The 10,799-nt window shown below is 66.8% G+C and carries 12 protein-coding genes; 7 read left to right on the forward strand and 5 right to left on the reverse strand.

Annotated features, from left to right (window positions below):
* Positions 1 to 38: 38 nt before the first annotated feature.
* Positions 39 to 830 (reverse strand): PhzF family phenazine biosynthesis protein, encoded by a 792-nt coding sequence (locus tag H5U26_RS13100; protein WP_290620417.1) that lies wholly within the window; start codon positions 828 to 830, stop codon positions 39 to 41.
* Positions 831 to 974: 144 nt separating this feature from the next.
* Here H5U26_RS13100 and H5U26_RS13105 point away from each other — a divergent pair, with 144 nt between their 5' ends.
* Entirely contained in the window at positions 975 to 2,399 is a 1,425-nt protein-coding gene (locus tag H5U26_RS13105) for a PLP-dependent aminotransferase family protein (protein ID WP_290620419.1), read from the forward strand.
* On the opposite strand, the gene H5U26_RS13110 is transcribed toward H5U26_RS13105, so the two are convergent.
* The 3 genes from H5U26_RS13110 to H5U26_RS13120 form a co-directional block, all read right to left on the reverse strand.
* Entirely contained in the window at positions 2,400 to 2,786 is a 387-nt protein-coding gene (locus tag H5U26_RS13110; protein WP_290620421.1) for an ArsC/Spx/MgsR family protein, read from the reverse strand.
* Positions 2,777 to 3,697 carry an ADP-ribosyl-[dinitrogen reductase] hydrolase gene (gene draG / locus H5U26_RS13115; RefSeq protein ID WP_290620423.1) on the reverse strand — a complete coding sequence of 307 codons (921 nt, stop codon included), beginning with the start codon at positions 3,695 to 3,697 and terminating at the stop codon, positions 2,777 to 2,779. Before draG ends, H5U26_RS13110 begins: the two co-directional genes overlap by 10 nt.
* A 126-nt stretch (positions 3,698 to 3,823) precedes the next feature.
* Positions 3,824 to 4,237 carry a hypothetical protein gene (locus H5U26_RS13120; protein WP_290620425.1) on the reverse strand — a complete coding sequence of 138 codons (414 nt, stop codon included), beginning with the start codon at positions 4,235 to 4,237 and terminating at the stop codon, positions 3,824 to 3,826.
* Positions 4,238 to 4,724: 487 nt separating this feature from the next.
* Here H5U26_RS13120 and nifH point away from each other — a divergent pair, with 487 nt between their 5' ends.
* The 6 genes from nifH (at position 4,725) to H5U26_RS13150 (ending at position 10,518) form a co-directional block, all read left to right on the forward strand.
* The gene (gene nifH / locus H5U26_RS13125) at positions 4,725 to 5,630 is read left to right on the forward strand and encodes a nitrogenase iron protein (protein WP_068802292.1); all 906 of its coding nucleotides are present in this window, start codon (positions 4,725 to 4,727) and stop codon (positions 5,628 to 5,630) included.
* Positions 5,631 to 5,776: 146 nt separating this feature from the next.
* Positions 5,777 to 7,231 carry a nitrogenase molybdenum-iron protein alpha chain gene (gene nifD / locus H5U26_RS13130; RefSeq protein WP_290620428.1) on the forward strand — a complete coding sequence of 485 codons (1,455 nt, stop codon included), beginning with the start codon at positions 5,777 to 5,779 and terminating at the stop codon, positions 7,229 to 7,231.
* A 107-nt stretch (positions 7,232 to 7,338) separates the two neighbouring features.
* The gene (nifK, locus tag H5U26_RS13135; RefSeq protein ID WP_290620430.1) at positions 7,339 to 8,898 is read left to right on the forward strand and encodes a nitrogenase molybdenum-iron protein subunit beta; all 1,560 of its coding nucleotides are present in this window, start codon (positions 7,339 to 7,341) and stop codon (positions 8,896 to 8,898) included.
* A 274-nt stretch (positions 8,899 to 9,172) separates the two neighbouring features.
* Positions 9,173 to 9,496: a hypothetical protein gene (locus H5U26_RS13140; protein WP_290620432.1), complete on the forward strand. Its 324-nt coding sequence runs from the start codon at positions 9,173 to 9,175 to the stop codon at positions 9,494 to 9,496.
* A gap of 30 nt (positions 9,497 to 9,526) precedes the next feature.
* Positions 9,527 to 9,994 carry a hypothetical protein gene (locus tag H5U26_RS13145; protein WP_290620434.1) on the forward strand — a complete coding sequence of 156 codons (468 nt, stop codon included), beginning with the start codon at positions 9,527 to 9,529 and terminating at the stop codon, positions 9,992 to 9,994.
* Positions 9,995 to 10,074: 80 nt separating this feature from the next.
* Positions 10,075 to 10,518, forward strand: coding sequence for a hypothetical protein (locus H5U26_RS13150; RefSeq protein ID WP_290620437.1), 444 nt, complete (start codon positions 10,075 to 10,077; stop codon positions 10,516 to 10,518).
* 150 nt (positions 10,519 to 10,668) lie between these two features.
* On the opposite strand, the gene H5U26_RS13155 is transcribed toward H5U26_RS13150, so the two are convergent.
* Positions 10,669 to 10,799, reverse strand: a 131-nt coding sequence (locus tag H5U26_RS13155) for an IS3 family transposase (RefSeq protein WP_366055942.1), incomplete at its 5' end; no start/stop codon positions are given.

Here is a 10,799-nt window from a genome sequence, read left to right on the forward strand (position 1 = left end):
CCTGGTTGGCGAAGCGAGGTCGGGCGGGCATGAGGGGCTTACACATGTAGCGCTCCCGAGTGGATGGTGACCGCCTGCCCGGTCAGGCGCACCCGATCCCCGGCCAGTTCCACCCCGACCACGCCGCCGCGCCGGGAGGCCTGGAAGCCAGTCAGTCGCGTGCGGCCGAGGCGCGCGCACCAGTAAGGCGCCAGTACACAGTGCGCGGAGCCGGTGACCGGGTCTTCCGGTAAGCCGACACCGGGAGCGAAAAAGCGCGAGACGAAATCCTGGTCCGGTCGGTCGCCCGGCGCGGTGACGATCAGCCGCTCGATACCGGCTGCCGTCAGCGCGGCGATGTCTGGCGTCAGTTGGCGCACCTGGGCGGCGTGCTCCAGCACCGCCACGTGGCCCTTCGGCCAGCGGCCGGTCCACACCGGCGAGGCGCCCAGCGCGGCGACCAGTCCCGCTGGCGCGGACGCTGGCAGCGGCGGGTCGGCTGGCAGGTCGAGCGTGATGCCCCGCCCGTGACGCGTGGCAGTGAGCGGTCCGCTGCGGGTATGAAAACGCAGCGGCCAGTCGGCGTGCCGGCGCTCGTGCCACAGCACATGGGCACTGGCCAGCGTGGCATGGCCGCACAGGTCCACCTCGACTGCTGGCGTGAACCAGCGCAGGTCCCAGTCGCCGTCGGCGCGCGGCCGCAGGAAAGCGGTCTCGGACAGGTTGAGCTCGCCGGCCAGGGCCTGCATCCAGGCAGTATCGCGCGGCGTATCGGGCAGGCAGACGGCGGCCGGATTGCCGGCGAAGGGCCAATCGGTGAAGGCGTCGACGATGTACAGCGGTGTGGTCATGGCGGTCCTTCGCAGCGGTCGGCGCACTGTACGTGCGGGGCAGGGTAGCGGTACAGATTCAAAAACAGATTATTGTTGCGGCACAGTTGTCGATGAATCACGCCTGTGCCGGTCCCGCCGGCCGCCTGCTGTACCGGAGCTGCGATGGACCTGTTGTATGACCGCCTGGCCGCCGACCTGCGCGAGCACATCGAGCAGGGCGTCTATGGCGCCGGCGAGCGACTGCCCGGGGTGCGGGTGCTCAGCCGCACGCGCGGCGTCAGCGTGGCCACCGTGCTGGCCGCCTACCGGCGCCTGGAGGCCGACGCTCTGATCGAGGCGCGTGCCCGTTCCGGCTACTACGTGAGTGCGCGGCCCGCCGCCCGGGTGCCGGCGCCGGCGCGTTCGGCGCCGGCCGCGCAGCCGAGTCCGGTGACCGGACAGGAGCTGGTGCTGAGCCTGGTCAAGGCCAGCAACGACCCGGCGGTGGTGCAGTTCGGTGCCGCCGTGCCGGACCCCAGCTTCCTGCCGGTGCGGGCGGTGGAACGGGCTCTGGCCCGTGCCGCCCGCCAGCACCGCAACCGGGCGGCGGCGTACGAGTTTCCGCCCGGCCTGCCGGAACTGCGGCGGCAGATTGCGCGCCGCATGTCCGCCTACGGCTGCGCCGTCGGCGCCGACGATGTCGTCATCACCAACGGCTGTCAGGAAGCACTGGTGCTGGCGCTGCGCGCCGTGACGCGGCCGGGGGACGTTGTGGCCATCGAGTCGCCGACGTTTTACGGCTCGTTGCAGGCGCTCGATTCCCTGCAACTGGAAGCGCTGGAGATCCCCACCGACCCGGTGGACGGCCTGTCGCTGGAGGCCCTGCAGCTGGCGCTGGACCGCTGGCCGGTGCGCGCCTGCATCGCCACGCCGAACTTCAGCAACCCGCTGGGGTACTGCATGTCCGAGGCGCGCAAGCGGCGCCTGCTGACGCTGCTCGGCGCCCGCGGCGTGCCGCTGATCGAGGACGACATCTACGGCGATCTGGGCTTCGGCCCGCGCCGGCCGCCGCCGTGTCTGGCGCTCAGCGCGGGGACCGGCGCCGAGGTGCTGTACTGCGCGTCGTTCTCCAAGACCCTGTCGCCGGGGCTGCGCGTGGGTTGGCTGGTGCCGGGGGGGCACCAGGCGCGGGTGGAATACCTCAAGTACGTTCTGAACATGGCCAGCCCGACGGTGCCGCAGCTGGCGCTGGCGGACGTGCTGCACAGCGGCGGCTACGAGCGCCACCTGCGCGCGGTGCGCGGCGACTATGCGCGTGCCGTGGGCCGGATGATCGAGGCGGTGACGCGGCATTTCCCGGCCGGCACGCGCATCACCCAGCCGGCCGGCGGTTTCGTGATCTGGGTGGAACTGGCGCCGCGGGTGGACAGCCTCAAGCTGGCAAAGCTGGCCCGCGCCGAGGGCGTCAGCATCGCGCCCGGGCCGATCTTCTCGGCCACCCAGAAGTATCGGAACTTCATGCGTCTGTCGTGCGCCTGCCGCTGGGACGGCCGCGTCGAGGCGGCCGTGGGGCGGCTGGCGCGCCTGCTGGACGCCGCCGCCGGCTAGCTAGCGCCGCGAGCAGCCGTCCGGCGCGGCGCTGGCGAAGCGCACGCCGATCTGCCGTTCGAGTTCCGCCGCGTCGAAGCCGACCGTGCGCCAGCCAGCCACCTCGATCAGCGGGCGGCGTATCAGCAGCGGTTCGGCCAGCAGCAGGGCCAGCGCCGTGGTCGCGTCCAGGTCGTCCGGACGGACCGCGCCGGATTTGACCCGCGGCGCGGCGCGGTTGAACCACTGCGCCACCGGCCGGTCGCCGAAGAAAGCCCGCAGACGCTCAGTGGTCCACGGTTCGCGCAGCAGGTCGTGGGCGAGCACCTGGCAGCCGGCGGCTTCGAGCAGGCGCTTCTGGCGGGTGTTGTTGGCACAGCCCGGCTTCTCGTAGAAGTTCACGCGCATCCGATCGTGTCCTGAAGGCGCTCACGGGCGATCCTCAGCAGGCCCTGCACCTGCGCCTCGATGGCGGTTCTGACCGGTGCTTCGAGACGCCCCAGCCAGCGGCGCGGGATGGCCCCGACGCCGTAGGTGGCGCCGGCCAGCATGCCGGCCAGCGCGCCGGTGGTATCGGCATCCTCGCCGCGGTTGACCACGTCGATCAGGCAGCGCTCGAAGCTGTCGGTGCGAAAGTAGCCGTGCAGTACCGTTTGTACGGTTTCCACCACCAGGGTACTGGCGCGGCCGGGGTAGGGCCGGAAGTTGAACTGCCCCCAGGCGGCGATCAGGCGGTTGGCCTCGGCCCGGCAGGCCTTGTGGCCGCCGCCCAGCAGCAGCGCCTGCAGCATGCGCCCGAAGGCCACGGCGGCGGCGTCCGACAGCGGGTGGTTGTGCGTGAGGTGGCACTGGGCGAGGGTCCAGTGCTCCAGCGCGGCGTGGTCGCCCAGGCTGGCCAGCGCCACCGGCAGGTTGCGCACGGCGGCGCCGTTGCCTGGATCGCCGGCACTGGGCGGCGCGCTCAGGCTGCGGTCGCCAAGATAGCGCCGCAGACCGCGCCGGCATGTGTGGTCGACATCCACCGGCGTGCCGACCAGCCAGGCGGCGAGCGCCTCGGCCGCGGCACGTGGATCGAAGCCCCCACCGTCGATGATGCTGGCGCCCAGCGCCAGGCACATCTCGGTGTCGTCGGTCACCTGGCCGGGGCGCAGCTTCAGCCAGCCGCCGCCGCGCAGGTTGTGATGCACGCCGAAGCTGGCGGCGATCTCGGCCACGCTCATGAACTCCACGGTGGCGCCCAGCGCATCCCCGACCGCGAAGCCCAGGTAGGCACCCAGCGCGCGGCGCTCGATGTCCGCCCAGTCGAACGATTCAGCCACGGGCGATCCATGGCCGATGTCCGACAGTCATGAAACGGGGCGCGCCCTGTGCGAGCAGGCCGGGCGCCATTGCGCAGGTTTTCGCCGTGCCGGGGAGGCCCGCCGCGGCAGCGCGGCAGGCGCCCGTCAACGCACGGCAACCGGAATGTGCAGTTCCGTGCGCCGGCCGAGCTGGCGGTCCACCGCCCGGCGCACGGTCTCCACCGTCAGCGGTTTCCACAGCACCCCGTCGGCGCCGGCGGTGGTCGCCCACTCGGCGGCCGTGCCCGCGTCGCGGTCGGCCACCGCCAGCAGCCGGGCACCGCCGCATTCGGTCTTGAGGGCGCTCGGCGCACCGTGCGCGGCCAGCAGGGCCACGCCGACCAGCAACAGGTCTGGCATCAGCGGCGCCGTGGCCAGTGCCGCCAGGTCGGTCAACAGGTGAGTCTCGTTCTCGTCCTGCAGCATGAATTGCAGGACCGTGGCGGTGATGTCGTCGTCGTCCACCACGAACACGCGCCGGTTCTCCACCGCGCGGGCTGCGTCTACTCCGATTTGCATGGCTTGCCTCCGCAAAGCTGTCTGTGCGGGACCTCCAAGCAAGATTCGAACCGTTTCTTTTTTTGCGTACGAGCAGGGCGACGGATGCGTCATCCGTCGCAGGCATTTTCCGCGTGAGTCGGGCCCTGGCAGACAGGGGAGGGCGCAGCGACGTGTTTTGTTTGTCCGGCGTCGGGCTGGCTTTTCGATCCGCGGCAGTGCTGGCCGCTGTTGTGTTTGTCACACAGCCCACCGCTGTGTCGCCTTTCGAACAGCCCGCCTGGCCTTGGTTTTTATTAAAAAATAATATTCACTTCAATACGTTAATTTAAACAATCGAGCTTGGCACAGCGGTTGCGTTAAGACCGCCGAGGGACCAGTTTGGGCGGAAGGCGCGGTCGCAGAATAAGACCACAGGGCGTCACCCTGCCGACCGGATGGGCCCGTGCCAAGGCAATCGCAATTCGCGCTTGCCGAGTGTTGGTCACCATCTCTAGGAGCAAAAACCATGTCTGATCTGCGTCAAATCGCCTTTTATGGCAAAGGTGGCATCGGCAAGTCCACCACCTCTCAGAACACTCTGGCGGCCCTGGCCGACCTGGGCGAGAAAATTCTCATCGTCGGCTGCGACCCGAAAGCCGACTCCACCCGCCTGATCCTGCACGCCAAGGCGCAGGACACCATTCTGTCCCTGGCCGCGGCCGCCGGCAGCGTGGAGGATCTGGAACTCGATCAGGTGATGAAAACCGGCTACAAGGGCATCCGCTGCGTCGAGTCGGGCGGCCCCGAGCCGGGTGTCGGCTGCGCCGGTCGCGGCGTGATCACTTCGATCAACTTCCTCGAAGAGGAAGGCGCCTACGACGACATGAATTACGTTTCCTACGACGTGCTGGGCGACGTGGTGTGCGGCGGTTTCGCCATGCCCATCCGCGAGAACAAGGCGCAGGAAATCTACATCGTCATGTCCGGCGAGATGATGGCCATGTATGCGGCCAACAACATCGCCAAGGGCGTTCTGAAGTACGCGAACTCCGGCGGCGTGCGCCTGGGCGGCCTGATCTGCAACGAGCGGCAGACCGACAAGGAATATGAGCTCGCCGATTCGCTGGCCAAGAAGCTCGGCACCAAGCTGATTCACTTCATTCCGCGCGACAACGTCGTCCAGCACGCCGAACTGCGTCGCATGACGGTTCTGGAATATGCGCCGGATTCCAAGCAGGCCGACGAGTATCGGACGCTGGCGAAGAAGATCCATGAAAACAAGGGCAACGGCACCATTCCGACGCCCATCACCATGGATGAACTCGAAGACCTGCTGATGGAGCACGGCATCATGAAGCGGGTGGACGAATCCATCGTCGGCAAGACCGCAGCGGAACTCGCGGCCGATGCCGCGGCGGCGGCTGCGGCCTGAGGCCCCAAGCAAACGGAATCTGCCCAGGGCGCAAGCCCTGGGCAGTGCCCTTCGACTCATCCCCACCCGATGGCATGCACAGCAACCCGATCGGCTTGGGGTTCAACGGAAACTTCAGTTCCAAGGTGTAAGTTAGGAGACCGAACATGAGCCTGACAGTCGAACAAACCAAAGAGCGCAACAAGGCGCTCATCGACGAAGTGCTGGAGGTCTATCCGGATAAGACCGCCAAGCGCCGCGGCAAGCATCTGGGCACTTTCGAGGAAGGCAAGTCCGACTGCGGCGTCAAGTCCAATGTCAAATCCATTCCCGGCGTGATGACCATTCGTGGTTGCGCCTACGCCGGTTCCAAGGGCGTGGTGTGGGGTCCGATCAAGGACATGATCCACATCTCCCACGGTCCGGTGGGCTGCGGCCAGTATTCCTGGGCGGCGCGGCGCAATTACTACATCGGCACCACGGGGGTGGATACCTTCGTGACCATGCAGTTCACCTCCGATTTCCAGGAAAAGGACATCGTCTTCGGCGGCGACAAGAAGCTCGCCAAGATCATGGACGAAATCGAGGTGCTGTTTCCGCTCAACCACGGCATCACGGTGCAGTCCGAATGCCCGATCGGCCTGATCGGCGACGACATCGAGGCCGTTTCCAAGGCCAAGTCGAAGGAATACGGCGGCAAGACCATCGTGCCGGTGCGCTGCGAGGGCTTCCGCGGCGTGAGCCAGTCGCTGGGCCATCACATCGCCAACGATTCGATCCGCGACTGGGTGTTCGACAAGCTCGACCCGGACCGTCCGGCGCCGTTCGAGAGCTCGCCCTACGACATCGCCATCATCGGCGACTACAACATCGGCGGCGATGCCTGGTCCTCGCGCATCCTGCTGGAGGAAATGGGCCTGCGCGTGGTGGCGCAGTGGTCCGGCGACGGCTCCATCGCCGAGCTTGAGAACACGCCCAAGGCCAAGCTCAACGTGCTGCACTGCTACCGCTCGATGAACTACATCAGCCGGCACATGGAAGAAAAGTACGGGATTCCGTGGGTGGAATACAACTTCTTCGGGCCGACCAAGATCGCCGAATCGCTGCGCGAAATCGCCGGCCATTTCGACGACAAGATCAAGGAAGGCGCTGAGCGGGTCATCGCCAAGTACCAGCCGCTGATGCAGGCGGTGATCGACAAGTACCGCCCGCGCCTGGAAGGCAAGAAGGTGATGCTGTTCGTCGGCGGCCTGCGCCCGCGCCATGTCATCGGTGCCTACGAGGATCTGGGCATGGAGGTCATCGGAACCGGCTATGAGTTCGGTCACAACGACGACTACCAGCGCACCACCCACTACGTGAAGGACGGCACGCTGATCTACGACGACGTCACCGGCTACGAGTTCGAGAAGTTCGTCGAGGCGCTGGAGCCGGACCTGGTGGCTTCCGGCATCAAGGAAAAGTACGTCTTCCAGAAGATGGGCTATCCGTTCCGGCAGATGCACTCCTGGGATTACTCGGGTCCTTATCACGGCTATGACGGCTTTGCCATCTTCGCCCGCGACATGGACATGGCGATCAATAGCCCGGTGTGGGCGCTGACCAAGACACCCTGGAAATAGGAAAGCGTAGGGTGGGTTAGGCGAACGGCGCCATAACCCACCGCTGAAGATTTGGCCGGTTACGCGGCTGTGCCGCTAACCCACCCTACAACCGCAGGAGCATTATCATGAGCCAGAACGCCGACAACGTGGTCGATCATTTCAACTTGTTCCGGAGTCCGGAATACGTGGATATGTTCAAGACCAAGAAAGAAAACTTCGAAAACGCCGAACCCACCGACCGGGTCGAGGAAATCCGCGAGTGGACCAAGACCTGGGAATACCGGGAAAAGAACTTCGCCCGCGACTCCCTGACCGTCAATCCGGCCAAGGCCTGCCAGCCGCTGGGCGCGGTGTTCGTGGCGGTCGGCTTTGAAAGCACGCTGCCGTTCGTGCACGGTTCGCAGGGCTGCGTCGCCTATTACCGCAGCCACTTCAGCCGTCACTTCAAGGAACCCAGTTCCTGTGTGTCGTCCAGCATGACCGAGGACGCGGCGGTATTCGGCGGCCTGAACAACATGATCGACGGCCTGGCCAATGCCTACAGCATGTACAAGCCCAAGATGATCGCCGTGTCCACCACCTGCATGGCCGAGGTGATCGGCGATGACCTGAACGCCTTCATCAAGAACGCCAAGGAAAAGGGCTCGGTGCCGGAAGAATTCGACGTGCCCTTCGCCCATACCCCGGCCTTCGTCGGCAGCCACATCACTGGCTACGACAATGCGCTGCTGGGCGTGATCAAGCACTTCTGGGACGGCAAGGCCGGCACCGTGCCGGTGCCCGAGCGCGTGCCGAACGAGAAGATCAACTTCGTGGGCGGTTTCGACGGCTACACCGTCGGCAACCAGCGCGAAATCAAGCGCATCTTCGACCTGATGGGCATCGAATACACCATGCTGTGCGATGCATCGGACGTGTGGGACACGCCCACCGACGGCGAATTCCGCATGTACGACGGCGGCACCACGCTGGAAGACGCTGCCGCCGCGCTCAACGCCAAGGCGACGGTTTCCATGCAGGAATACTGCACCACCAAGACGCTGGAGTTCTGCGCCAGCAAGGGCCAGGAAACGCTCGCCTTCAACCACCCAGTCGGCGTCGCCGGCACCGACCAGTTCCTCATGGAAATCGCCCGCCTGACCGGCAAGGCCATCCCGGAGGCACTCGCCAAGGAACGCGGCCGGCTGGTGGACGCCATCGCCGATTCCAGCGCCCACATCCACGGCAAGAAGTTCGCAATCTACGGCGATCCGGACCTGTGCTATGGCCTGGCGTCCTTCCTGCTGGAACTGGGCGCCGAACCCACGCACGTGCTGTCCACCAACGGCGGCAAGGAGTGGGAGGCCAAAATGCAGGCGCTGTTCGACAGCTCACCCTTCGGCAAGGGCTGCCATGCCTACGCCGGCAAGGACCTGTGGCACATGCGCTCGCTGCTGTTCACCGAGCCGGTCGACTTCCTGATCGGCAACACCTACGGCAAGTACCTGGAGCGCGACACCGGCACGCCGCTGATCCGCATCGGCTTCCCGGTGTTCGACCGCCACCACCACCACCGCTACCCGGTGTGGGGCTACCAGGGCGCGATGAACGTCCTGGTGTGGATCCTGGACAAGATCTTCGACGAGATCGACAAGAACACCATCGTGCCGGCCAAGACCGACTACAGCTTCGACATCATTCGCTAGCAGCGAGTCGTCCGAGCAAAAGGCCGCGCAGCGCGAACTGCGCGGCCTTTTTTTGTCGTCGCCACATCCCCGAAGCGCGGGAAAGCGCCTTGGAAATGTCCGGCGCGTCACTGCGGCATCCATGCCGCCTGTCACAGGCGCGACAAACGCGACACAGCCCAGGTTCCCGGGCGCTCGACATGTCCCTGAAACGGCGTGAATTACAGCCTGTGCGGACTGGCCCGGGCGTTGCTTTGCAAGCTCAGGCTCCCCACCGGTCGCAACTCCCACGCCCATGGACACGTCAAGGACACCGATCAAGCTGACCCAGGACGGCCGCCGAGTAGAAGTGGTCGGCCGTGCCATCTGTCTCGATGGCCGCCGCGAGGCGGACGCCCTGACGCCGGTGCACCGGCACCCGAACCGCGCCGCCATCTGGCGGGCGGTGCCGGATGCCACCCACATGGCCGGCCGGGTGCCGCTCACCGCCCAGGAAGCGGCCCAGGCCCAGGCCGCACTGGACGCCGCCCGGGCGGCCTATGAAGCAAGCCCGCTGGCCATTGCGGAGCGGATCCGCCACGCCGCGGACGACATCCTGAAGCTGCGCATCGATGAATGAGGCGCCGTGCCGGCGCGTGGAGCAGGGCCCATGATCCACGTACTCGAAGTGCCGCAGCAAGGCCGTGCGCAGGCGTGGTTCGCCTTCGACGAGACCGACCTGATCGGCAAGATTCGCGCCGCGCGGGCGCGGCCGGACGGGCAGCTGCATGCCGTGGCCAGCCCGCGCGAACTGCTGGCCGCCAGCGGCCAGGCGCCGGACACGGCGCCGCCCTGGATCGCGGCACTGGCGCAGCTGCACGGCTGGGACACGCCGCTGTATCGCGCCGACGCCTTGCTGGGGGAGGGGATTTATCAGGCCGAACCGGTCAGCGAGCTGCGCGCCTGCGTCGCGGCACTGGTCGACACGCTGCAGACCTGCCGCGTGTACCCGGACGACCAGACAGCCCTCGATGCGCTGTACCGCGATCCGCTGTACCAGGGGCGCGACGGCTTCTACGCCCACATGGCCCTGCGGGAACAGCTGATCGCGCTGGAGGTGCTGGCGGATGATTTGTGAACGCACGGCGCGCCAGCGCAGGCGGCCTGCCCGCAGGCAGCGGGCCTGAACACCTTGCCCATCCGGATCGGGAGCCGCCCATGAGCAGCATCTTCATCAACATCACCAAATCCGGGGCGCTGGAAAAGTCGCCCATCGACAAGGCGGTCACCCGCGTGGCCGTGGCCTTGGCCCGCCAACGCCTGCAAGGCGCCTTGCCCGCCGGCCCGAGTCTGGAGATCACGTTCCTGCTGGCGTGCGCGGACCTGCAGCCGGATTTCGAGGGCATGCGCATGGGCGGTTACACGGCCGACGACCCGGTGCTGCGCTTCCACGCCGCCGTGCCGGCGCAGCTGGCTCACTCGACGCTGGCGCCGCGTTACGTGGCGGCGGTGCTCGATGACGTGCTCGGCAACGCCCACGACTATTTCGCCGAGCGACAAATACCCTTCGACAGCCCGGCGTGGCGCCGCGTGTTCGACGCCGCAGCCGTGCACGGCGAAGACCTCTCGGACCTGACCGAAGCGGCGCTGCCGGCGTTCTGAGCAGGCTGCGTGGCCTGATGGCTGCGGGCGGGGAGGGGGAGGATTCGGCCCGAGGGCGGGCCTCCCACGGGCGCTGTGTTGTGGGAGCGGCGCCCTCGCCGCGAATCTTCTGTCATGGTCAAGTTTCAGTGGACACCGGGATAGGGGATTTCAGGTGGTGGCTTTCTCGTAGTCGGCCGGGGAACGGTAGCCGAGGGTGGAGTGCAGCCGGTGGGTGTTGTAGAAGCCGACGATGTAGTGGGTGACGTCGGCGATGGCTTCGTTGGGATTGGCGTAGCGGC

Source organism: Immundisolibacter sp., assembly GCF_014359565.1.
Classification (GTDB): Bacteria; Pseudomonadota; Gammaproteobacteria; order Immundisolibacterales; family Immundisolibacteraceae; genus Immundisolibacter.

Bases quoted from the DNA above. Each gene is read 5' to 3' on its own strand.
- nifD (WP_290620428.1), top strand. From the start codon at position 5,777: ATGAGCCTGACAGTCGAACAAACCAAAGAGCGCAACAAGGCGCTCATC.
- H5U26_RS13100 (WP_290620417.1), bottom strand. From the start codon at position 830: ATGACCACACCGCTGTACATCGTCGACGCCTTCACCGATTGGCCCTTC.
- H5U26_RS13140 (WP_290620432.1), top strand. From the start codon at position 9,173: ATGGACACGTCAAGGACACCGATCAAGCTGACCCAGGACGGCCGCCGA.
- H5U26_RS13120 (WP_290620425.1), bottom strand. From the start codon at position 4,237: ATGCAAATCGGAGTAGACGCAGCCCGCGCGGTGGAGAACCGGCGCGTG.
- H5U26_RS13110 (WP_290620421.1), bottom strand. From the start codon at position 2,786: ATGCGCGTGAACTTCTACGAGAAGCCGGGCTGTGCCAACAACACCCGC.
- H5U26_RS13105 (WP_290620419.1), top strand. From the start codon at position 975: ATGGACCTGTTGTATGACCGCCTGGCCGCCGACCTGCGCGAGCACATC.
- nifH (WP_068802292.1), top strand. From the start codon at position 4,725: ATGTCTGATCTGCGTCAAATCGCCTTTTATGGCAAAGGTGGCATCGGC.
- H5U26_RS13150 (WP_290620437.1), top strand. From the start codon at position 10,075: ATGAGCAGCATCTTCATCAACATCACCAAATCCGGGGCGCTGGAAAAG.
- H5U26_RS13145 (WP_290620434.1), top strand. From the start codon at position 9,527: ATGATCCACGTACTCGAAGTGCCGCAGCAAGGCCGTGCGCAGGCGTGG.
- nifK (WP_290620430.1), top strand. From the start codon at position 7,339: ATGAGCCAGAACGCCGACAACGTGGTCGATCATTTCAACTTGTTCCGG.